20 protein-coding genes, 1 other RNA gene and 1 pseudogene are annotated in these 22,754 nt (G+C 63.4%); 10 read left to right on the forward strand and 12 right to left on the reverse strand.

The genetic code is table 11. The features are described 5' to 3' along the window. Window positions 1–7: 7 nt before the first annotated feature. Window positions 8–2,882: pseudogene (gene gcvP / locus LOY69_RS28910) on the reverse strand (aminomethyl-transferring glycine dehydrogenase). A gap of 191 nt (window positions 2,883–3,073) precedes the next feature. Between gcvP and LOY69_RS28915 the strand changes: the two are divergent. Further along, on the forward strand, window positions 3,074–4,213 hold the full coding sequence (locus LOY69_RS28915) for a DegT/DnrJ/EryC1/StrS family aminotransferase (RefSeq protein WP_265073908.1): 1,140 nt from the start codon (window positions 3,074–3,076) through the stop codon (window positions 4,211–4,213). A 61-nt stretch (window positions 4,214–4,274) separates the two neighbouring features. Here the strand turns inward: LOY69_RS28915 and gcvH are convergent, their stop codons facing one another. The 9 genes from gcvH to LOY69_RS28960 form a co-directional block, all read right to left on the reverse strand. Then, complete coding sequence (gene gcvH, locus LOY69_RS28920; protein ID WP_102881230.1) at window positions 4,275–4,658, reverse strand: glycine cleavage system protein GcvH; 384 nt, start codon at window positions 4,656–4,658, stop codon at window positions 4,275–4,277. A 52-nt stretch (window positions 4,659–4,710) separates the two neighbouring features. Further along, on the reverse strand, window positions 4,711–5,793 hold the full coding sequence (gene gcvT / locus LOY69_RS28925; RefSeq protein WP_102862179.1) for a glycine cleavage system aminomethyltransferase GcvT: 1,083 nt from the start codon (window positions 5,791–5,793) through the stop codon (window positions 4,711–4,713). 154 nt (window positions 5,794–5,947) lie between these two features. Further along, window positions 5,948–7,564, reverse strand: a complete 1,617-nt coding sequence (locus LOY69_RS28930) for an ABC transporter permease (protein ID WP_102881231.1) — start codon at window positions 7,562–7,564, stop codon at window positions 5,948–5,950. Between the two features lie 125 nt (window positions 7,565–7,689). Next, on the reverse strand, window positions 7,690–8,691 hold the full coding sequence (locus tag LOY69_RS28935; RefSeq protein WP_123390009.1) for an extracellular solute-binding protein: 1,002 nt from the start codon (window positions 8,689–8,691) through the stop codon (window positions 7,690–7,692). Between the two features lie 137 nt (window positions 8,692–8,828). Beyond that, window positions 8,829–10,046: a 2-octaprenyl-3-methyl-6-methoxy-1,4-benzoquinol hydroxylase gene (locus LOY69_RS28940; protein WP_250329826.1), complete on the reverse strand. Its 1,218-nt coding sequence runs from the start codon at window positions 10,044–10,046 to the stop codon at window positions 8,829–8,831. 9 nt (window positions 10,047–10,055) lie between these two features. Beyond that, complete coding sequence (locus tag LOY69_RS28945; protein WP_102881233.1) at window positions 10,056–10,541, reverse strand: DUF4442 domain-containing protein; 486 nt, start codon at window positions 10,539–10,541, stop codon at window positions 10,056–10,058. Then, entirely contained in the window at window positions 10,534–11,721 is a 1,188-nt protein-coding gene (gene ubiH, locus LOY69_RS28950; RefSeq protein ID WP_102862184.1) for a 2-octaprenyl-6-methoxyphenyl hydroxylase, read from the reverse strand. The genes LOY69_RS28945 and ubiH overlap by 8 nt, the downstream gene beginning before the upstream one ends. Beyond that, window positions 11,718–13,052: a Xaa-Pro aminopeptidase gene (gene pepP, locus LOY69_RS28955; RefSeq protein ID WP_102862185.1), complete on the reverse strand. Its 1,335-nt coding sequence runs from the start codon at window positions 13,050–13,052 to the stop codon at window positions 11,718–11,720. The genes ubiH and pepP overlap by 4 nt, the downstream gene beginning before the upstream one ends. Window positions 13,053–13,075: 23 nt before the next feature. Then, window positions 13,076–13,633, reverse strand: a complete 558-nt coding sequence (locus LOY69_RS28960) for a YecA family protein (RefSeq protein ID WP_102862186.1) — start codon at window positions 13,631–13,633, stop codon at window positions 13,076–13,078. Window positions 13,634–13,867: 234 nt separating this feature from the next. Between LOY69_RS28960 and LOY69_RS28965 the strand changes: the two genes are divergently transcribed. From LOY69_RS28965 to LOY69_RS28980, 4 genes are all read left to right on the forward strand, one after another. After that, entirely contained in the window at window positions 13,868–14,077 is a 210-nt protein-coding gene (locus LOY69_RS28965) for a TIGR02449 family protein (protein ID WP_011064144.1), read from the forward strand. Further along, a complete protein-coding gene (locus LOY69_RS28970; protein ID WP_016962902.1) occupies window positions 14,074–14,397 on the forward strand; it encodes a cell division protein ZapA in 324 nt (107 codons plus the stop codon). The genes LOY69_RS28965 and LOY69_RS28970 overlap by 4 nt, the downstream gene beginning before the upstream one ends. Window positions 14,398–14,420: 23 nt before the next feature. Further along, a non-coding RNA gene (gene ssrS, locus LOY69_RS28975) (6S RNA) lies at window positions 14,421–14,599 on the forward strand. A gap of 89 nt (window positions 14,600–14,688) precedes the next feature. Continuing rightward, window positions 14,689–15,294, forward strand: coding sequence for a 5-formyltetrahydrofolate cyclo-ligase (locus LOY69_RS28980; protein ID WP_110652934.1), 606 nt, complete (start codon window positions 14,689–14,691; stop codon window positions 15,292–15,294). Window positions 15,295–15,327: 33 nt separating this feature from the next. Here the strand turns inward: LOY69_RS28980 and LOY69_RS28985 are convergent, their stop codons facing one another. Further along, entirely contained in the window at window positions 15,328–15,624 is a 297-nt protein-coding gene (locus LOY69_RS28985) for a hypothetical protein (RefSeq protein WP_102862188.1), read from the reverse strand. A 47-nt stretch (window positions 15,625–15,671) separates the two neighbouring features. On the opposite strand from LOY69_RS28985, the gene LOY69_RS28990 reads away from it, so the two are divergent. From LOY69_RS28990 to LOY69_RS29005, 4 genes are all read left to right on the forward strand, one after another. Next, window positions 15,672–16,121, forward strand: coding sequence for an EVE domain-containing protein (locus LOY69_RS28990; protein ID WP_265073909.1), 450 nt, complete (start codon window positions 15,672–15,674; stop codon window positions 16,119–16,121). 184 nt (window positions 16,122–16,305) lie between these two features. Further along, a complete protein-coding gene (locus LOY69_RS28995; protein WP_102862190.1) occupies window positions 16,306–17,271 on the forward strand; it encodes an HlyD family secretion protein in 966 nt (321 codons plus the stop codon). Next, complete coding sequence (rbbA, locus tag LOY69_RS29000) at window positions 17,268–19,985, forward strand: ribosome-associated ATPase/putative transporter RbbA (protein ID WP_123390014.1); 2,718 nt, start codon at window positions 17,268–17,270, stop codon at window positions 19,983–19,985. Before LOY69_RS28995 ends, rbbA begins: the two co-directional genes overlap by 4 nt. After that, window positions 19,985–21,103 (forward strand): ABC transporter permease, encoded by a 1,119-nt coding sequence (locus LOY69_RS29005; RefSeq protein WP_115581180.1) that lies wholly within the window; start codon window positions 19,985–19,987, stop codon window positions 21,101–21,103. Before rbbA ends, LOY69_RS29005 begins: the two co-directional genes overlap by 1 nt. A 101-nt stretch (window positions 21,104–21,204) precedes the next feature. Here LOY69_RS29005 and LOY69_RS29010 read toward each other — a convergent pair whose 3' ends face one another. After that, complete coding sequence (locus tag LOY69_RS29010) at window positions 21,205–21,612, reverse strand: flagellar basal body-associated protein FliL (protein WP_102862193.1); 408 nt, start codon at window positions 21,610–21,612, stop codon at window positions 21,205–21,207. 158 nt (window positions 21,613–21,770) lie between these two features. Between LOY69_RS29010 and LOY69_RS29015 the strand changes: the two genes are divergently transcribed. Continuing rightward, window positions 21,771–22,748 carry an NADPH:quinone oxidoreductase family protein gene (locus LOY69_RS29015; protein WP_265073910.1) on the forward strand — a complete coding sequence of 326 codons (978 nt, stop codon included), beginning with the start codon at window positions 21,771–21,773 and terminating at the stop codon, window positions 22,746–22,748. The last annotated feature ends 6 nt before the right edge of the window (window positions 22,749–22,754 follow it).

The raw sequence follows: 22,754 nt of genomic DNA on the forward strand, positions 1-22,754 counted from the left end.
GGCGAGTTCAGCGGTAGGCCTGCACCGGGACGCAGGCGCAGAACAGGTTGCGATCGCCGTAGACGTTGTCCACCCGGTTCACCGCAGGCCAGTACTTGTGGGCCCGGGCATGACCACTGGGCAGCACCGCCTGCTCGATGCTGTAGGGCCGCTCCCAGATCCCGGTGATGTCCGCCAGGGTATGGGGCGCGCCCTTGAGCGGATTGTCCTCGGCCGGCCAATTGCCCTCCTGGACCTGGGCGATCTCGGCACGAATGCTCAGCATGGCCTCGACAAAGCGGTCCAGCTCAGCCTTGGACTCGCTTTCGGTGGGTTCCACCATCAGCGTGCCCGGCACCGGGAAGGACATGGTCGGGGCATGAAAGCCGTAATCCATCAGACGCTTGGCCACATCCTCCTCGGTAATCCCGGTCAGCGCCTTGAGCGGCCGCAGGTCGAGGATGCATTCATGGGCCACTCGGCCATTACGCCCGCTATAGAGCACCGGGAAGGCGCCGCTGAGCTGGGCGGCCAGGTAGTTGGCGGCGAGAATCGCCACCTCGCTGGCATCCGCCAGTTGCGGCCCCATCAGAGCGATGTACATCCAGCTGATGGGCAGGATACTGGCGCTGCCCCAGGGCGCCGCGCTGACCGCGCCATTCTCTGCAAGCGGCCCGTCGATGGGCACCACCGGGTGATTGGCGACAAAGGGCGCCAGATGGGCTCGCACGCCGATCGGCCCCATCCCCGGCCCGCCGCCGCCATGGGGAATGCAGAACGTCTTGTGCAGGTTCATGTGCGAGACATCGGCGCCGATGTCCGCAGGCCGAGTCAGGCCCACCTGGGCATTGAGGTTGGCGCCGTCCATGTACACCTGGCCGCCGTGGCTGTGGATAACTTCACAGATCTGGCTGATGCCCTCTTCATAGACGCCATGGGTCGAGGGGTAAGTGGCCATCAGGCAGGACAGCCGATCACCGGCGGCCTGGGCCTTGGCCGTCAGATCCTCCAGGTCGACGTTGCCGGCCTCATCGCATTCGACGATCACCACCTGCATCCCGGCCATCTGTGCCGAGGCTGGGTTGGTGCCATGGGCCGAGGCCGGTATCAGGCAAATGTGCCGCCCGCCTTGCTGGCGGCTCTCGTGGTAACGACGAATGGCCAGCAACCCCCGCGTATTCGCCCTGGGCGCCGGAGTTGGGCTGCATGCAGATGGCATCGAAGCCGGTGATGGCGCACAACCAACGCTCCAGTTCCTCGATCATCAAGGTGTAGCCGACGGCCTGCTCCCGAGGGGCAAAGGGGTGCAGGTTGGCGAATTCCGGCCAGGTGATGGGGATCATCTCGCTGCTGGCATTGAGCTTCATGGTGCAGGAGCCCAAGGGGATCATCGACTGGTTGAGCGCCAGGTCCTTGTTCTCCAGTTGCTTGAGGTAGCGCAGCATCTGGGTTTCGCTGTGATGGGCGCTGAACACCGGATGAGTCAGGTAGGGGCTGCGGCGCAACAGGCTGTCAGGAAGACCCGAGGCCAGCACCTCGGCATCCAGTTCGGCGACGTCCAATCCATGGTCCGCGCCGAGAAACACGTCCAGCAGCCGGGCCACGGTGGTTTCGTCACAGGTCTCATCGAGGCTCAGGCCCAACTGGCCACGGCCGAGAATTCGCAGGTTGATCTGCAGCGCCTTGGCGCTCTCGATGATCGCGGTCTGACTGCCGCCCACCTCCAAGGTCAGGGTGTCGAAAAAGTGCCGGTTGACCCGCGTTATGCCGTGGCGCTCAAGGCCCGCAGCGAGGATGCAGGTCAATCGATGCACCCGCTGGGCAATGCGCTTGAGGCCAGCCGGACCGTGATAGACCGCATAGAAGCTGGCGATGTTGGCCAACAACACCTGGGCGGTGCAGATGTTGGAGTTGGCCTTCTCGCGGCGGATATGCTGCTCGCGGGTTTGCAGGGCCATGCGCAAGGCCACCTGCCCCCGGGCATCCTTGGACACGCCGATGATGCGCCCGGGCATCGCCCGCTTGTACTCGTCGCGACAAGCGAAAAACGCTGCATGAGGACCGCCGTAGCCCATGGGCACGCCGAAGCGCTGGGAGGAGCCCAGGACCACATCGGCCCCCAGCTCGCCGGGCGGGGTCAGTACCAACAGGCTGAGCAGATCGGTGGCCACACAGGCCAGGGCCTGCTGGGCATGCAACTGATCGATCAACGGCCGCAGGTCGCGGATCTCGCCGTGGGTATCCGGGTACTGCAACAGCGCGCCAAACACCTGATGCGCGGGCAAGTTATCCACAGCATCGACCATCACCTCGAAACCAAACCCCTCGGCCCGGGTGCGCACCACGGAGATGGTCTGGGGATGGCAGTGTTCATCGACAAAAAACAGATTGCTCCTGGACTTGGCCACGCGCTTGGCCAGGGCCATGGCTTCGGCCGCTGCGGTTGCCTCGTCCAGCAAGGAGGCGTTGGCCAAATCGAGGCCGGTGAGGTCGATGGTCATCTGCTGGAAATTCAGCAGGGCTTCGAGCCGGCCCTGGGCGATTTCCGGTTGGTAGGGCGTGTAGGCGGTGTACCAACCGGGGTTTTCCAACACATTGCGCAGGATCACCGTCGGCGTCAGGGTGCCGTGGTAACCCATGCCGATCAGGCTAGTCCAGACTTGGTTCTGCGCGGCATACCCCTTGAGCTTGGCCAGGGCCGCCTGCTCATCCAGCGCCGGCGGCAGGTCCAGGGCGCGATTGAGGCGGATGCCCGGCGGCACCGTCTGCTCGATCAGCTCGATCCGACTCCCCAGCCCGAGGCTGGCGAGCATCGCTTGCTGCTCCTCGGCATCGGGCCCCAGGTGCCGGTGGAGAAATGCGTTGGGCTCGCGTAACTGGCTCAGGGATGGCGACGGGGACATGGCAGGCTCTCTCCGATAAGCGGCGCTCAGCGTCGATGCAACAGGGTGCCAAGCAGCATAGCAGCCGATTCTGCGCGTCGACGCGCTGGCATCCCGAGGCAATCGGTACCATCATGCAGGGCGTCCGCGCGCCAGCCCCGGTGCGCCGCAACCCCTGCTCTCATCGTCCGCTTATCGGGTGCCCCATCGTCATGAGCCAACCGCCTTTCCTGCCGTTCTCCAAACCCACCATCGATGAATCCACCATCGCCGCCGTCGGCGAAGTGCTGCGCTCGGGCTGGATCACCAGCGGCCCCAAGGTCCAGGCGTTCGAAGCCCAGCTCTCGGAGTTCTTCGGCGGACGCACCGTGCGTACCTTCAACTCCGGCACCTGCACCATGGAGATCGCCTTGCGCATTGCCGGCATCGGCCCTGGAGATGAAGTCATCACCACGCCGATTTCCTGGGTGGCCACCGCCAACGTGATTCTCGAAGTGGGTGCCACGCCGGTGTTCGCCGACATTGATCCGGTCACCCGCAACATCGACCTGGCCCAGGTGGAAGCTGCTATTACGCCACGCACCAAAGCCATCATCCCGGTGCTCCTGGCCGGCTTGCCGGTGGACATGACTCGCCTGTACGCCCTGGCCAAGAAACACGGCCTGCGGTTGGTGGAAGACGCGGCCCAGGCCCTGGGTTCCAGCTGGAATGGCCAACGCATCGGCGCCGGTGGCGACTTCGTGTCCTTCAGCTTCCAGGCCAACAAGAACGTCACCTCCTCCGAGGGCGGCTGCCTGGTACTCAATACCCCTGAAGAAGTGCGCCTGGCCGAGAAGTACCGCCTGCAAGGGGTCACCCGCAACGGCTTCGACGGTCTGGATGTGGATGTACTGGGGGGCAAGTTCAACATGACCGACGTCGCCGCTGCCATCGGCCTGGGGCAGTTTGCCCATATCGAGGCAATCACCGCCCACCGCCGCGAGCTGGCCCGACATTACTTCGAGTGCTTTGGCAGCGACTTCGAAACTCGCTATGGCGCCCAACTACCGCCGGCGGACTTCAGCAACAGCAACTGGCACCTGTTCCAGCTGGTACTGCCGGAGCGCAAGGACGGCAAGCCGGCTCGCGCCGTCTTCATGGAGCAGATGCAGGAACGGGGCATCGGCATCGGCTATCACTATCCGCCGATTCACTTGCTGAGCCTGTACCGCGAGCGCGGCTTCAAGGAGGGAATGTTCCCGGTGGCGGAACGGGTCGGTCGTCTGATCGTCTCGTTGCCGATGTTCACTGCCATGAGCAAGGCCGACGTGGAACGTGCGGTGGTGGCGGTGAAAGAGGTGTTGCAGGCTTAAAGGGCCTTCGCGAGCAAGCTCGCTCCTGCACAACGGGAGCGGGCCTGCTTGCAGGAGCGACTTACTCGCCGATGGCGGCCTTGTAGCCGGCGGCGTCCAGCAGTTTCTCCAGATCGGCCGGGTTGCTTGGCTTGAGCTTGAAGATCCAGGCGCCGTAGGGGTCGCTGTTGAGCAGCTCGGGGCTGGCGCTCAGCTCTTCGTTGACGGCGATCACTTCACCGGCCACCGGGGCATAGATGTCGGAAGCGGCCTTGACCGATTCCACCACGCCCGCCTGGTCCCCTGCGCCAAACACGTTGCCAACTTCCGTCAGCTCGACGAATACCACATCACCCAGGGCTTCCTGGGCGTGGTCGCTAATACCCACGGTCACACTGCCGTCAGCTTCCAGACGGGCCCATTCGTGACTATCGGCAAAACGCAGGTGGGCAGGGATATCGCTCATGTTCTGTGTCCTCAAAAAGAAGTGTCAGCGGCGCAAGGCCGGCTGGAAATAGTTAGATCAAAGTCTTGCCGTGGCGCACGAAGGTCGGTTTGACCACCCGGACCGGGTACCACTTGCCGCGGATTTCCACTTCGGCACGGTCAGCGGTGGCCATCGGCACCCGCGCCAGTGCGATCGATTTACTCAGCGTAGGGGAGAAACTACCACTGGTGATCTCACCTTCGCCAACATCGGCGATGCGAACCACTTGATGCGCGCGCAAAACCCCACGCTCTTCCAGTACCAACCCCACCAGTTTCTGCTTCACCCCGGACGCTCGCTCAGCCTCCAGAGCGGTACGACCGATGAATTTGCGTGACGACGGCTCCCAGGCAATGCTCCAGGCCATGTTCGCCGCCAAGGGCGAAACATCCTGGTGAATATCCTGGCCGTAGAGGTTCATGCCGGCTTCCAGGCGCAGGGTATCCCGGGCGCCCAGGCCGATGGGCGAGATCCCCGCTCCCACCAGATCGTTGAAAAAGGCCGGCGCCTGATCGGCGGGCAGGACGATTTCCAGTCCATCCTCACCGGTGTAACCGGTGCGGGCGATGAACCAGTCACCGTCGGTGCCGGCTTCGAAAGGCTTGAGCTGTTGAATCAGGGCGCCACGGGACTGGGTCACCAGCTCGGCGATCTTGTGCCGGGCCTGAGGTCCCTGGATCGCCAGCATGGCCAGCTCCGGTCGCTCGCGCAGTTGCACCTGGAACTCACCCAACTGCGCCTGCATCCAGGCCAGGTCCTGGTCCCGGGTGGCGGCGTTGAGCGCGAGGCGATAAGCGTCCTCGAGGCGATAGACGATCATGTCGTCGACGATGCCGCCGCGCTCATTGAGCATGGTGCTGTACAAGGCCTGGCCAGGGTGCTGCAAACGTTCGACATCATTGGCCAGCAAGTGCTGGAGCCAGGCCTTGGCCTGAGCGCCGCTGACATCGATCACGGTCATGTGCGATACATCGAACACACCGCAATCACGTCGCACCTGATGGTGCTCCTCGACCTGCGAGCCGTAATGCAAAGGCATATCCCAACCGCCAAAATCGACCATTTTCGCGCCGAGGGCGAGATGCAGGTCATACAGAGGCGTACGCTGTCCCATGGGTTTCTCCTTCCGGGCGTGGCGAGGGTGCGGACTGGCGCTGCTAGGGTGAAAGCCTTGAAATAGATGGCTTGCAGCCGATTTCAGCGTCCCGGCCAAACAACAGGCCGCACCGAATGCCGCGCATTGTAGCCGCAAGGTGGAAGGCTGGCACCTAACCGATTCGATGGGCCGAGCGACGAATCAGGCCAATCACCGGCAGCAGCCCCACCAGCACCAGGGTCAGCGCCGGCAACGAAGCTCGCGCCCACTCCCCTTCGCTGGTCATCTCGAAGATCCGCACCGCCAGCGTGTCCCAGCCGAACGGGCGCATCAGCAAGGTGGCGGGCATTTCCTTGAGCACATCGACGAACACCAGCAAGGCCGCGCTCAGGGTCCCGGGCAGCAACAGCGGTAGATACACTTTGAAAAACAGTCGCGGCCCACCCACCCCCAGGCTGCGCGCGGCTTCGGGCAGCGACGGGCGAATCCGCTCCAGGCTGTTTTCCAGCGGTCCGTAGGCCACCGCGATAAAACGCACCAGGTAGGCCAGCAACAAGGCGGACAGGCTACCCAGCAACAGCGGCTTGCCGGCCCCGCCCAACCAGCCGGACAACGGAATCACCAGTTCCCGGTCCAGATAGCTGAAGGCCAGCATGATCGATACCGCCAGCACCGAGCCGGGCAAGGCGTAACCGAGATTGGCCAGGCTGACCCCGGCGCGGATGCCTCGGGTCGGCGCCAAGCGTCGGGCGAATGCCAACAGCAAAGCCACGCTGACGGTGATCAGCGCCGCCATGCCTCCCAGGTACAGGGTGTGGACAATCAGCCCGGCATAGCGCTCATCCAGGTCAAAGCGCCCGCGCTGCCAGAACCACACCAGCAATTGCAGCAGCGGGATCACGAAGGCACAGGCAAATACCAGCAGGCACCAGCCCGTAGCCGCCATGGCCTTGAGCCCAGACAGGTGGTACAGCGCCTTGCCCCGGGGCCGCTCGTTGCCGGTGCGACTGGCGCCGCGGGCGCGTCGCTCGCCGTACAGCACCAGCATCACCGCCAGTAGCAACAGGCTGGCCAGTTGCGCGGCACTGGATAGACTGAAAAACCCGTACCAGGTCTTGTAGATAGCGGTAGTGAAGGTGTCGAAGTTGAACACCGACACCGCGCCGAAATCCGCCAGGGTCTCCATCAGTGCCAGGGCGACCCCAGCGCCGATGGCCGGCCGCGCCATCGGCAGCGCCACGCGCCAAAAGGCCTGCCAGGGCGACTGCCCAAGCACCCGAGCGGCCTCCATCAACCCTTTGCCCTGGGCCAGGAAGGCGTTGCGTGCCAACAGGTAGACGTAGGGATAGAACACCAGCACCAGCACCAGGATCACGCCGCCGGTGGAGCGCACTCTCGGTAGCCGCAAGCCTGTGCCGAACCATTCCCGCAGCAGACTTTGCACCGGTCCGGAAAAATCCAGCAGGCCGACGAAGACAAAGGCCAGTACATAGGCCGGGATCGCGAAGGGCAGCATCAGCGCCCAATCCAGCCAGCGCCGCCCGGGAAACTCGCAGAGGCTGGTGAGCCAGGCCAGGCTCACCCCCAGCAGCGTGACGCCAACGCCGACCCCGAACACCAGGGTCAGGGTGTTGCTCAACAGACGCGGCATCTGCGTGTCCCACAGGTGGGACCAGATCTGCTGGTCGACGGCCTGCCAGGACAGCAGCAGCACACTCAGCGGCAACAGGACCAGGGCCGCTACGGCGAAGACCAGGGGATACCAGCGACGTTGGGCAGGATGGGCCACAAAGAACTCTCGGGCAGGTGGAACGTACAAGGGGAAGCGGCGGCGCCATCGCGGGCAAGCCCGCTCCTATGGCAGGCCGTTAAACAAAACGCCCCGCAAAAGCGGGGCGCAGTATAACGGCAGTCTCAGTTCCAGCCAGCGCGGTCCATCAAGCGAATGGCCTCGGCCTGGCGCTTGCCGGCGATCTCAACCGGCAGGGTATCGGCCACGAACTTGCCCCAACTGGCCACTTCCGCAGAAGGCGCCACCGCCGGGTTGGCCGGGAACTCCTGGTTGACGTCGGCAAAGATCTTCTGCGCTTCAGGCGTGGTCATCCACTCCACCAGCGCCTTGGCCGCCTCCGGATGCGGCGCGTACTTGGTCAGGCCAATACCCGACAGGTTGACGTGCACCCCGCGATCGCCCTGGTTCGGCCAGAACAGCTTCACCGCCAGGTCGGGCTTCTGCTTGTGCAGGCGGCCGTAATAGTAGGTGTTGACGATGCCAACGTCGCATTGGCCGGCGTTGATCGCATCCAACACCGCGATGTCATCGGAGAACACATCGGTGGACAGGTTGTTGACCCAGCCCTTGATGATCTCTTCGGTCTTCGCCGCGCCGTGGGTCTCGATCAAGGTGGCAGTCAGCGACTGGTTGTAGACCTTCTTCGCGCTACGCAGGCACAGACGGCCTTCCCACTGCTTGCCGGCCAGGGCTTCATAGGTGGTCAGTTCGGAAGGTTTGACCCGCTCGGTGGAGTAGGCCAGGGTCCGCGCCCGCAGGCTCAGGCCGGTCCAGGCGTGGTTGGAAGAGCGGTATTGCAGAGGGATGTTGCTGTCGATGACCTTGGAGGTGAACGGTTGCAGGATGCCCATCTGCTCGGCCTGCCAGAGGTTGCCGGCGTCCACGGTGAGCAGCAGGTCGGCGGTGGCGTTTTCGCCCTCGGCCTTGATCCGCTGCATCAGCGGCGCTTCCTTGTCGGTGATGAACTTGATCTTCACCCCGGTCTTCTGGGTGTAGGCATCGAACACCGGCTTGATCAGCTCATCGATACGCGAGGAGTAGACCACGACTTCATCGGCAGCATGGGCGGCGGTGCCGATGAAAGTGAGTGCCAGGGCGGTCAGTAGACGCTTCGGTGCCAACATGGGAGCAGTCTCTCGATTATAAAATGAGGCGAAATGATAAGGACTCCCATTTGCCTTCTCAACCGAACCTGGCGTCGAGGCGTTACCAGATGTTGCGTAGGGTCGTCCGCCAGGAAGCTTCGCCGGCCAGCCGGCTCCTACGCTTGGGCCAGCTCCGGTAGATCGCCGCTCAGGCCCAGTGCCTGACGCACGAACAGCGCCTTGGCCTCGGGCATCTGATCGACCATCTTCAGGCCAGTGTTGCGCAGCCAGCGCAGCGGCAACGGATCGGCCTGGAACAGCCGCTCGAAGCCTTCCATGGCCGCCATCAGCGCCAGGTTGTGGGGCATGCGCCGACGCTCGAAACGGCTCAGTACCTTGACCTCGGCCAAGCGCTCGCCACGGCTGGCCGCTTGCAGCAGCACTTCGGCCAGCACCGCGGCATCGAGGAAACCCAGGTTGACCCCCTGTCCCGCCAGCGGATGAATGGTATGGGCGGCGTCGCCGATCAGGGCCAGGCCTTCGGCCACGTAGCGCTTGGCGTGGCGCTGGCGTAGCGGCACGCAAAGCCGAGGGTCGGCGCTGAGCACTGTGCCCAGGCGACCTTCGAAGGCGCGCTCCAGCTCAGCACAAAACGCGGCGTCATCCAGGGCCATCAAGCGCTCGGCCTCGGTGGGCGTGGTGGACCAGACGATGGAGCACCAGTCGTGCTGCCCGTCCCGTACCAGCGGCAGAAACGCCAGCGGGCCGGTGTCGGTGAATCGCTGCCAGGCGGTCAATTGATGGGGCTGGCTGCTGCGCACACTGGTGACGATGGCGTGATGCAGGTAATCCCATTCCCGGGTGGCGCAGCCGGTCAGGCGACGCACGGCCGAGTTGGCGCCATCGGCGGCGATGACCAGGGGTGCCCGCAGGACCCGGCCGTCCGCCAGGGTCAGCAGCCAGTCATCGCCGGAGCGGCGCATCTGCTCCAGGCGGGCATTGGCCAACAAACCGATGTCGCACTCGTGCAAACGCTCAAGCAAGGCATCCTGAACCACGCGGTTCTCGACGATATGCCCCAACACCTCGGCATGCACGCTGGAGGCCGAGAAGTGAATCTGCCCGGTGCCGCTGCCATCCCAGACCTGCATGTCGCAGTAGGGGCTGCTGCGCCGCGCGGCAATACCGTCCCAGGCGCCAAGGCGCTGCAGAATCCGCTGGCTGGCGGCCGACAAGGCACTGACCCGGGGTTCGAACGGCGACTCGGCGTCGAAGGGTTTGACACTCAAGGAGCCGCCATCGAGCAGCAGCACTTCCAGGCCACTGCCCTGCAACGCCAACGCCAAGGCACTGCCGACCATTCCGGCTCCGACAATCAGCACATCTGCGCGCATTTCCATGCTTTAGGCCTGTCTCGCTTGCGGCTTGAGCCGCACATAAAGGGTTTTATCGACCCGCGCCACCAGGGTGCCGGAGCCGTCATGAATCTCTACCTGCAACTGCGGCAGGTACTTCTCGCCCGTTGCGGTCTGCTGGCGCACTTCGTCGAGCAGCGCCTGGTCAATGCTGAACCGAGCAAACACCGGTCCCTTGCCCGGAGCGATGAAGTCGATGGCCGCGGCCTTGTCCCAGACGATGTAGTCGCGTCCCAGGTTCTCCATCAGCATCAGCATGAAAAACGGGTCCACCATCGAATACAGGCTGCCACCGAACTGGGTGCCGACATAGTTGCGGTTGTACCAGCCCAGGCCCATGGAGACCTGGACTTCGCGGAAATCCGCGCTGATCTGGCGAATCCGCACACCTGCCCCCAGATAGGGCGGATACAGGTTCATCACCCAGCGCAGCAAGCGTGCCTTGCCGACGCGTCGAGTCAGCCACTCACGCATCCGGACGAGTGCCCAGGCCCATGGCCTGGCGCGCGAACCAGCGCTTGGCCGGGGGCAGCAGGTCCAGTCCGAGCAAGCCAAGATTGCGCCCCACCGACAGCAGGGGCAGCTTGCTGCCGAACAGCCGCGTGACCTGATCGGAGAAACCCACGGTCAGGCTCTGGTCCAGGCGCTGGCGCTCGCGATAAGCCTGCAGCACGGCAAAATCGCCCGGCAGCTGCTCGCTGGCCAGCAAGGCATCCGCCAGGGCCTGGGCATCACGCAGCGACAGGTTGAAGCCCTGTCCGGCAATCGGATGCAGGCTGTGGGCGGCATTGCCCAGCACCACCAGATGGGAGCGCACCTGCTCTTCGGCTTCTACCAGGGACAGCGGATACAAATGCCGCGCACCCACTTGTTTCAAGGTGCCCAGGCGGTAACCGAACACGCCCTGCAACTCACTGAGGAAACTCCGGTCATCCAGGTCGGCCAGACGCTGAGCGTCCATGCCCTGGCGGGTCCAGATCAGCGCGCAGCGATTTTCCGGCAATGGCAGCAACGCCATCGGCCCGTCATCGGTGAAGCGCTCGAAGGCCATGCCGTTGTGGGCTTCGCTGGGGGTGATGTTGGCAATCAGCGCGCTCTGGTTATAGGGGCGATTCTTGACCCCGATACCCAATTGTTCGCGCAGGCCGGAGCGGCCACCGTCGGCGAGCACCGCGAGGTCGCATTCCAGTGTGGTTTCGTCATTCAGGGTCAGGCGATAGCCGCCTTCCAGAGGCTCCAGGCGAGTGACCTCCGCCGGACAGCGCCAGCTGATCACGTCCTTGTCCAGTCCTTGCCACAGGCATTGACCGAGCCAGGCGTTTTCCACCACATAACCCAGGGCCGGAACCCCTTCTTCCATGGCCGACAGGCGCGCAGTGGAAAACCGCCCACGGTCGGACACATGAATCTGCTTGATCGGCTCGGCGCGCCGGGAGATCGCTTGCCACAAGCCCAGGCGCTGATAGATCTGTCGGGCGCCAAAGGACAGTGCCGAGGAACGCGCATCGTAGCTGGGCTGGAAGCTGTCGCCGGGGGCGAAGGGTTCGATCAGCACGATCTTCCAGCCCCGGGCCTTGGCTCCGGCCTGCAGGGCCAGGGCCAGGCTTGCGCCGACCAGGCCGCCACCGATGATGGCCAGATTGACCCGGCTCATGAGGCCTGAACTCGGGCTGCTGCCATCAGCGCCTCGATCTCGGCGACACTTTTCGGCACGCCGCTTGTCAGAATTTCACAGCCCTGCTTGGTCACTACCACGTCGTCCTCGATGCGCACGCCAATGCCGCGCCACTTCTTCGCCACTTGCTGGTTGTCCGGGGAGATGTAGATGCCCGGCTCCACGGTCAGCGCCATGCCGACCTCCAACACCCGCCACTCGCCGCCGACCTTGTATTCGCCGACATCGTGTACATCCATGCCCAGCCAATGCCCGGCGCGGTGCATGTAAAACGTCTTGTAAGCCTCACTGGCAATCAGCTCGTCGACTGCGCCTTCCAACAGACCCAACTTCACCAGACCGGCGGTGATCACCCGAACCGTTGCCTCATGGGCCTGGTTCCAGTGCTTGTTCGGGGCGATCTCGGCAAACGCCGCTTCCTGGGCCGCCAGCACCAGTTCGTAGATCGCCTTCTGCTCGGGCGAGAACTTACCGTTGACCGGCCAGGTCCGGGTGATATCACTGGCATAGCAGTCGATTTCACAACCGGCGTCGATCAACACCAGATCACCGTCCTTGAGCAGGGCGTCATTCTGTTGGTAGTGCAGGATGCAGCTGTTGCGCCCGGCCGCGACGATGGAACCATAAGCCGGCATCTTCGCCCCGCCCTTGCGGAACTCGTAGTCCAGCTCGGCTTCCAGACTGAACTCGTGCAATCCGGGGCGACTGGCCTGCATGGCCCGGATATGGGCCTGGGCGGAAATCCGTGCGGCTTCGCGCATCACCTTCACTTCCGCCGCCGATTTATACAGGCGCATGTCGTGCAGCAGATGATCCAGGGCAACGAATTCGTTCGGCGGCTGGGCGCCAAGGTGCGCTTTAGAGCGGATCACGTTGATCCAGTCCATCAGGTGGCGATCGAACTCGGGGTTGCTGCCCATGGCCGAATAGACCCGGTCACGACCTTCGATCAGCCCCGGGAGAATGTCGTCGATATCAGTGATGGGAAACGCATCGTCCGCACCGTAGTCACGGATCGCGCCTTCCTGGCCAGCCCGTAGGCCATCCCACAGTTCCCGCTCGGCATTGCGCTCACGGCAGAACAGCACGTACTCGCCATGCTCGCGACCGGGCATCAGCACGATCACGGCCTGGGGCTCGGGAAAACCGCTGAGGTATTGGAAATCGCTGTCCTGGCGGTAGACGTGCTCCACATCGCGGTTGCGAATGGCCACGGCCGCCGCCGGCAGGATCGCGATGCTGTTGGGCTCCATCTGCGCCATGAGCGCCTTGCGGCGACGGCTGTATTCCGCTCTAGGGATATGAATCATGGGCAGATGCAGTTCCCTGTCAGTCAGTGCAGAGAAGGCTTGGCAGCCGGTGCAACGGTCTTGTTGGTTTCGGTGAACAGCAGCAATGGCGCGACCCGCAGGTACTCCATCACTTCCATGTAGTCGCTTTCACCGTCGTCGGACTCTTCCAGCGCATCCTGTACCTGAGCGATGGCTGCAAGGTCCTGCAACACTTCCGTGGCCTCGACGCTCAGGGCGCTGCTGTCACGGGAGTTGAGGCCGAAACCGGCGAGGAAACCCTGGCACCACTGGCCCAGGGCCGCGGCACGTTCAGTCAATGGCGCGTCGTCGCTGGGCAGCAGCAGGACCACGGTCATGTCGTCGCTGGTGAGCTCGCCCTTGACCATTTCCTGCAGGCCGATCAGGGCGTTGCGCACATTTTCTTGTGGCTCGCCTTCGAGCAGCTCGGAAGCGTCCACCAGCCAGCCGTCGACCTCGAAGCCGGCGCCAGCGCAGCTACGGCCCAGCAACAGGCCGTGCAATTCGGCAGGAGAAACAGGATGACCGCTGCTGCTGAGCAGGGTGGCGAAGGCGTTGTACGGGGAATTCTGAATGGGCATGGGCAGCTAGGCGCCAAGCGGCGCAATGTCTAGAATGAAGGCCTTGTATCGTAGGGCGTGTCATCATTCATTGCCAGCGCCGCGTTGCGCCTTGCGCCCCGTTACAGCGGTCCGCGGGGCCTGGGGCGACGGACAGATTGCCGACCGACAGCACCCGATGCGCCAGGACTGATCGGGCCGTCCAGGCGCTGCCCAGCCAGTTGCCACTCATCAGACCAACTTCAGTGGGACACAATGGAAGACACCGACCTGCACGCACTGATGGCCAGACTCGAACTGCTTATTACCCGGGTCGAGCAACTAAAGAGTCAAAACGCACTCTTATTAGCTCAGGAAAAGACCTGGCGCGAGGAACGCGCGCACCTCATTGAAAAAAACGAAATCGCCCGGCGTAAGGTCGAATCGATGATTTCGCGCCTCAAGGCCCTGGAGCAAGACTCATGAGTTCAAGCAATAGCGTTACCGTGCAGATCCTCGACAAAGAGTATTCGATCATCTGCCCCCAGGAAGAGCGCAGCAATCTGGTGAGCGCAGCCCGTTACCTGGACGGCAAGATGCGCGAGATCCGTAGCAGCGGCAAAGTCATCGGTGCCGATCGCATCGCGGTCATGGCCGCGCTGAACATCACCCACGATCTGCTGCACCGCCAGGAGCGTCCGGATGTGCAGGCCAGCGCCACCACTCGCGAACAAGTGCGCGATCTTCTGGAACGCGTCGACCTGGTCCTGGCCACCGATTCGGACGCAAGCAAGGCTGATTCCTGACAGCGGTTGCGGTATACTCCCGCCACTCCCTGGGGTGCTTGCCAGTTGGCGATGTCCCTGAGCCGATTCGCACTACCCTGGAAGTTGCACGTTGGGCTGGTGTGCATGTCCGCTAGACGGAAAGCCTTAAAGCCTGCTGCATCTTCCGCCTTGAACTTTCGGGTTCAAGGGCTAAGTCGACAGCGGTTCGCCTGGGGAGCCTGAATTCTCAGCCAATGCCAGTTATCCATGCTGGCATTGGTTTTTCCGGGTAGGCTGTTCTGCCATGTCCGACTCTCCATAGCCTCCTCCATGACCGAACCTGCGCCGCTTTCCCGCCCGCAACTTCGACGCATGCTGCGTAAAGCCCGTCGCTCCCTGACACCTGCCCAGCAACGCCAGGCCGCCAGCGGACTGTACCGCCAGCTGGCGCACAATCCAGTGTTTCGCCGAGCCCGACACCTGTCCCTGTACCTGCCCACTGACGGAGAGATCGATCCGCGCCTGCTGCTACGTGCCGCGCAACGCCGGGGCAAGGCCACGTACCTGCCTGTGCTCAGTGCCTGGCCACGGACCAAGATGGTCTTCCAGCGCGTGCGTCCCGGAGAAAAACTGCGCCCCAACCGCTTTCGCATCCTCGAACCCAGGATCAACGTCGCACGCCAACGCAAGGTCTGGGCGCTGGATCTGGTGCTCCTGCCCTTGGTGGGATTTGACGAAGACGGTGGACGCCTGGGAATGGGCGGCGGCTTCTACGACCGCAGCCTGGCTTACCTGGCGCGGCGCAAGAGCTGGCGCAAGCCGAAGCTGCTGGGGCTGGCCCATGAATGTCAGAAGGTCGCGAGACTGGATCAGGCCAGCTGGGATGTGCCGCTACAGGGCACCGTGACTGATCAGGGATGGTACTGCGCCCGATAGACGTCGCGCTGGCTCAGCGACGCCGGGACGGATTCAACGCTTGAAGGGTTGCGGCTGTTGGGCAATCTCGATCGGGGCATCGGTCTTGTTGGCCCATAAGCTCTGCGCATAACCGGTGGTCACAACGCCCAAACCGAACAAAATAACCAAAATCCATAGTAAATCCGGTTGGCGTTTCATCGATTGCCCCCCCTCGGGCAAGTCACACACGATGACAGCAACGGTTTCCATAACAGGCCGTGCAGCAGCGTCAAGCTTAAAATCCCGGCATTCTGCGATAACGTGAACCGACACGCAAATGCTGGCGTCAACCGACTGTCGGTTTGTCATAAAATCCTCCGACAACCTGCCCAACCACCCTTTGGAGGGTAAGAAACATGGCCTATTGGCTGATGAAATCCGAGCCAGACGAACTCTCGATTCAGGACCTGAACAAGCTTAGAAAGGCCCGTTGGGACGGTGTGCGCAACTACCAGGCACGCAACTTCCTGCGCGCCATGGCCGTCGGCGATGAGTTCTTCTTCTACCACTCCAGTTGTCCGGAGCCAGGCATCGCCGGCATCGGCCAAATCATCAAGGCGGCCTACCCGGACCCCACCGCCCTGGAACCGGACAGCGTCTACTTCGACCCCAAGTCCAGCGCCGAGAAAAATGCCTGGAGCGCAATCGACGTAGCCCACGTGGAAACCTTCAGCAAGGTCCTGCGCCTGGACTATCTCAAGCAGCAGACTGCCCTCGCTGAAATGCCCCTGGTGCAAAAAGGCAGTCGCCTGTCAGTCATGCCAGTGACCGCAGAGCAATGGGCGGCTGTGCTCTCTCTACGTTGATCAACCCGCCCCGGTGTGCCGTGGCCTGGCAAGCGCAACGGCACTGGCGCCAGTTTTTTGCCTCGATCGCCATGCAGCCTGCGAACAATAGGTTTAGGCTTGGCCCTTTCATTTGACGAGCATCAAGCGGGTAAAAGCCTTGATACGTCAGACTAGGACGCTATAGCCGCAGGACGCAGAACACATGTCGACGAACCACCGTTCTTCCCGCCTTTTCGCTGTCTCCCTCTTGATTCTGTTGCTCGCCGCTGGTGGCTTCGGTTACTGGAAATCCCTCCAGGATCGTCTGCCGGAAGGGCTGAGCATGGGCAATGGCCGTCTCGAAGCCACTGAGGTGCAGATCGCCAGCAAGATTCCCGGACGCCTGGCGGAAGTGCGGGTCAATGAAGGCGACAAAGTGCTCCAGGGCCAACTGCTGGCCCGGATGGATACCCGCACCCTGGAAGCCCAGCGCAGCCAGGCCGAAGCCGAAGTGCTGCGCGCCCGGGAAAACCTCTCCGCCGCAGAAGCCAACGTGCAACTGCGCCAGAGCGAATTGCTCCTGGCCAATCAGGAACTCAAGCGCTCCCAGGAACTGTTCAGGCGCGGCTTCGCCAGCCAGCAGATCATCGATCAGCAACAGGCACGGCTGAACACCGGCAATGCCGCCGTGCTGGCGGCCCAGGCCCAGGTTGCAGCGGTCAAGGCCGCTATCGGCGCCGCCCTGGCCCAGGTTGCGCAGCTCACCAGCGAGATCGACGACAGCAGCCTGCGAGCTCCCATCGACGGCATCATCCAACTGCGTCTGGCCGAGCCTGGCGAAGTCCTGGGTGCCGGCGGCCGAGTACTGCTGTTGATCGATCCCAATGACCAATACATGAACCTCTACTTGCCAGCCTCGGTCACCGGGCGCCTGACGGTGGGCGATGAATCGCGGATTGTTCTCGACGCCCTGCCCAACCAGCCACTGCCGGCAAAGATCAGCTTCGTCGCGGCCAAGTCGCAGTTCACCCCCAAAGAAGTGGAAACCCGTGACGAACGCCAGAAACTGGTATTCCGGGTCAAGGTGCGCCTGACTCAACCCGCCGCCGTGCCCCAGGCCAAACCGGGGATGCCCGGTGCCGGTTATGTGCGCACAGCCACCGTGGACTGGCCGGCTAACCTGCAATGAATGCCCTGGCGCTGCACGCCACAGGTATCAGCCATCGCTACGGTGCCCAGCAGGCTCTGATCGACATCAGTTTCAGCCTGCCGGCAGGCACACGCTGCGGCCTGATCGGTCCTGACGGTGCCGGCAAGTCGAGCCTTCTCGGGCTGATTGCCGGGGTCAAGAAGCTTCAGCAAGGCGAGCTCGAGGTACTCGGCGGAGCCATCTCCCAGCGCCGCCACCGCAGAAGCCTATACCCGCGCATCGCCTTCATGCCCCAGGGGCTGGGGGGCAACCTGTATCCCGACCTGTCCATCAGCGAGAACATCCGCTTCTTCGCCACCCTGTTCGGCCTGCCACGTGACGAATGCGACCAGCGCATGCACAGCCTGTTGCTGGCCACCGACCTGCTGCGCTTTGCCGAACGCCCGGCGGGCAAGCTGTCCGGTGGGATGAAGCAGAAACTCGGCCTGTGCTGCGCGCTGATCCACGAACCGGATCTGTTGATCCTCGACGAACCCACCACCGGGGTCGACCCGCTTTCCCGCCGACGCTTCTGGGAACTGGTGGAGGATGTACGCCAGCAACGACCACAACTGACCCTGTTGGTGGCCACCGCCTACATGGAAGAAGCCGAACAGTTCGAGCATTGCCTGATGCTCGACCAGGGCAAGTTGATCGCCCAGGGCCTGAGCCGAGAGCTGGCGCAGGTAACGGGCAGCGGCAAGCTGGACGATGCCTTCACTCACTACCAGGGCGACAGCGGCCATGACAATCAGCCACTGGTGATCCCGCCACGTTCTGGCAGTAACCAGGACATCGCCATCGAGGCCCACGAGCTGACCCTGCGCTTCGGCGACTTCACCGCCGTCAACAAAGTCAGCTTCGCCATCGGTCGCGGGGAGATCTTCGGCTTCCTCGGCTCCAACGGCTGCGGCAAGACCACCACCATGAAAGTCCTCACCGGGCTGATGCCCGCCACTGAAGGCAGCGCCAAGTTGCTGGGCAATCCGGTGGACGCCAAGGACCTGGCCACCCGCAAGCGGGTCGGCTTCATGTCCCAGAGCTTTTCCCTGTACGGCGAACTCAGCGTGCGCCAGAACCTGGAGCTGCATGCCCGCCTGTTCGACCTGCCGAAAGCCGAGAGTGGCCCACGCATCGAGGAACTGATCCAGCGCTTCGACCTGGGCGCAATCGCCGAGCAGCAATCCGGCGCCCTGCCCCTGGGTCTGCGCCAGCGCCTGTCCCTGGCCGTGGCGGTGCTGCACCGCCCGGAAGTACTGATCCTCGACGAACCCACGTCAGGGGTGGATCCGGCAGCCCGTGACGACTTCTGGCGACTGCTGATCGAACTGTCCCGGGAACAGGGCGTGACCATCTTCCTGTCCACTCATTTCATGAACGAAGCACAGCGCTGCGACCGCATTTCGTTGATGCACGCCGGCAAGGTACTGGCCTGTGACACACCAGCGGCGCTGCAACAGCAGTTTTCCGGCGACACCCTGGAAGCCGCCTTCGTCCGCTGCCTGGAAGAAGCCCAAGGAGCCGCGGATGCAGCGCCACCTCCTCCGGCGGCTGCCGCCAGCCACGCCATCGCGCCTCCGCGCTCGGGCCTGAGCCTGGCCCGGCTGCTGGCGGTGGCAACCCGGGAAGGCAAGGAGCTATTGCGGGACAAGGTGCGCTTGGGCTTTGCCCTGCTGGGGGCGATCTTCATGATGGTGATCTTTGGTTACGGCATTTCCCTGGATGTGGAAAAGCTCGCCTTCGCCGTCTACGACCAGGATCAGACGCCGCAAAGCCGCGCCTATCTGGAGGCTTTTCGCAGCTCACGCTACTTCGAGGAAAAACCCACCATCCGCAGCTCCGCCGAACTGCATCGGCGCCTGCAGCGCTCGGAGATCAAGCTGGCCCTGGAAATCCCGCCCGGCTTCGGCCGCGACCTGTATGCCGGGCGCCAGCCGACAGTGGCCGCCTGGCTGGACGGCGGCATGCCGTTTCGCGCGGAAACCAGCCGCAACTATGTCGAAGCGGTACACCAGGCCAACCTCGAACTCCTGGCCGAACACAGCAGCCCGGCACTGAACACAAGATCCGCCGCCAAGCTGGAAACACGCTTTCGCTACAACCAGGACGTGGTCAGCGTCAACGCCATCGGGCCCGGGGTCATGGCGCTGATCCTGGCGTTCATTCCGGCCATGCTCACCGCCCTGGGCATCGTTCGCGAGAAGGAACTGGGCTCGATCACCAACTTCTATGCCACGCCCCTGACCCGCCTGGAGTTCCTCCTGGGCAAGCAGGCGCCCTACCTGGCCGTGAGCCTGATCAACCTGGGATTGCTGGTGGCCATGAACCGCTGGCTGTTCGGCGTGCCCTTCAAGGGCAGCGGACTGACCCTGGCCCTGGGCGGCGTCCTCTACGTGCTGGCCACCACCAGCATGGGCCTGCTGATCTCGGCCTTCACCCGCACCCAGATCGCGGCGATCCTCGGCACCATGATCATCACCAGCCTGCCGACCATCCAGTTCTCCGGGTTGATCGTGCCGCGCTCGTCCCTGGAAGGCTCGGCGGCGATCATGGGGCAATTGTTCCCCGCCGGTCACTTCCTCGACATCGCCGTCGGCACCTTCACCAAGGCCCTGGACCTGCGGGAGCTGTGGCCTCAGTGCCTGGCACTGATCGGGTTCTTCCTCGGTTTCACCGGGCTTAGCCTGGTCATGTTGAAAAAGCAGGAGGTCTGATGAACAGGCTCGCCCATATCCTGCGCCTGGGTCTGAAGGAGCTCACCAGCCTGCGTCACGACAGTGTCTTGCTGTTGTTCCTGTTCTACGCCTTCACCGTGGCCATCTACCTGCCGGCAGCCGGCTCGGTCATTGGCGTACACAACGCCAGCGTGGCCCTGGTGGATGAAGACCACAGCGCACTGTCACGACAATTGGCAGAGGCCCTGCAACCGCCGGAGTTCCAGAACCCGGTCGCCCTGCCCTACGACCAACTGGACAAGGTGATGGACAGCGGCCAGTACACCTTCGTGATCAACATCCCTGCCAACTTCCAGAGCGACCTGCTGGCCGGCCGTCAGCCGGCGGTGCAGGTCAACGTCGACGCCACCGCCATGAGCCAGGCGTTCATGGGCGCCGGCTACATTGGCCGAATCTTCCAGCGCGAGTTGCTCAACTATGCCAACCAAGCGGATGCCGCGAGCAAGGCCCCGGCCCTGCTGACCACCCGCGCGCTGTTCAATACCAACCTGGAGGGAGGCTGGTTTCTGGCGGTGATCCAGATCGTCAACAACATCACCATCCTGGCCATCGTGCTCACCGGAACCGCGCTGCTGCGCGAGCGCGAGCACGGTACCCTCGACCACTTGCTGGTACTGCCGCTGACGGCCCTGGAGATCATGCTGGCGAAAATCTGGAGCAATATGCTGGTGGTGGTGCTGTGCACCTGGATATCGCTGGAGGTGATAGTCAAAGGCGTGCTGGGCGTGCCGCTGGCGGGCTCGATGGGGCTGTTCCTGATGGTCACCGCGTTGTATCTGTTCGCCAGCACCGCACTGGGGATCTTCCTTGCCACCCTGGCCCGCTCCACCCCGCAGTTCGGCCTGCTGGCGATCCCGGTGATCATTCCGATGCTGCTACTGTCCGGTGGCAGCACACCGCTGGACAGCATGCCGCAATGGCTGCAATGGGTGATGCAGGGCTCGCCATCAACGCACTTCGTCAGCCTCAGCGCAGCGATCCTGTTTCGTGATGCGGGCGTCAGTGTGGTCTGGCCCGACCTGCTGGCCCTGGCGACGATCGGTCTGCTGTTCTTCGCCATTGCCCTGGCGCGCTTTCGCAAAAGCCTCGCCTCATGAGCCACACGCTGTAGGAGCCGACTGGCCGGCGAAAGGGCCCTCAAGCCCCACGTCGCCCTCTCGGGCGCCTTCGCTGGCCAGCCAGCTCCAACAGCTGAGCGTTACTGGATGATCAGGTTGTTGAACAACAGGTCTTCCACCACCGGCTTGCCGGTTTCGTCATTCATGACTTGCTGCACCTGCTTGAGGGCTTCCTGGCGCAGCTTTTCCTTGGCCTCGACGTTGTTCATGGTGTCGACGGTCTGCTGGGCAAACAGCGCCACCAACTGATTGCGGATCAGCGGCTCATTGGCCTTGACCGCCTGGGCCGAAGCGTCGCCGGTCACCCGCAGGGCCACGTCAGCCTTGTAGACCTTGAGCTTGGGGCCGCCATCCAGGCCGTAGTTACCGACAAAGGGCGGGCTCAGGCTGATGTAACTGACTTTCGGTGCTTCGCCTTCTTTAGCCTCTTCAGCCCCGGCTGCCATCGGCAGGGAGAGGGCCAGCAGCAACATGATCCACGCTTTCACAATTCGCTCCTTAATCCGGTTTGCGGCCTAGCATAAAGGCCCGCCCGCCTGAGCCCAAGCACAAGCTTATGGCTGCCCATCAGGGCCGGGCATGCTCGTTGACCGCCTGATTCACACTCCTACACTTATCGGCCACCACTCCCAAAGGAATAGCCCTGATGAAAGCCGTGCTGTGCAAAGCCTTCGGCCCCGCCGAAACGCTGGTGCTGGAAGAGGTCGCAAGTCCCGTGCCGAAGAAGAACGAGGTCCTGCTGGACGTGCATGCCGCAGGGGTGAATTTTCCGGACACCCTGATCATCGAGGGCAAATACCAGTTCAAGCCACCCTTCCCCTTCTCCCCGGGCGGCGAAGCGGCCGGTGTCATCAGCGCAGTGGGCGAGAAAGTCAGCCATCTCAAGGTCGGCGATCGGGTCATGGCCCTGACCGGCTGGGGCAGTTTTGCCGAACAGGTGGCGGTGCCAGGCTACAACGTATTGCCGATTCCCGCCGCCATGGACTTCAACACCGCTGCCGCCTTCAGCATGACCTACGGCACCTCGATGCACGCCCTCAGGCAACGGGGCAACCTGCAGCCCGGTGAGACCCTGCTGGTGCTCGGTGCCTCGGGCGGGGTCGGGCTGGCGGCGGTGGAAATCGGCAAGGCCATGGGCGCCCGGGTGATCGCCGCCGCCAGCAGCGCAGAAAAGCTCGCCGTGGCCAAGGCCGCCGGTGCCGATGAGCTGATCAACTACAGCGAAAGCAGCCTGAAGGACGAGATCAAGCGCCTGACCGATGGCAACGGTGCCGACGTGATCTACGATCCGGTGGGCGGTGATCTGTTCGACCAGGCCATCCGCTCCATTGCCTGGAATGGCCGCTTGCTGGTGGTGGGCTTTGCCAGCGGACGCATTCCCGAATTGCCGGTGAACCTGGCGCTGCTCAAGGGCGCGGCGGTGGTGGGGGTGTTCTGGGGTTCCTTCGCTCAGCGCCAGCCTCAGGACAACGCGGCCAATTTCCAGCAGTTGTTCGAATGGTTCGCCGCGGGCAAGCTCAAGCCACTGGTGTCCCAGGTTTATCCTCTGACGGCAGCCGCCCGGGCCATCGATGATCTGGGTCAGCGCAAAGCGGTGGGCAAAGTCGTGGTGCAGGTCCGCTGAGGCCGG

Source organism: Pseudomonas sp. B21-059 (assembly GCF_026016285.1).
Taxonomy (GTDB): domain Bacteria; phylum Pseudomonadota; class Gammaproteobacteria; order Pseudomonadales; family Pseudomonadaceae; genus Aquipseudomonas; species Aquipseudomonas danubii.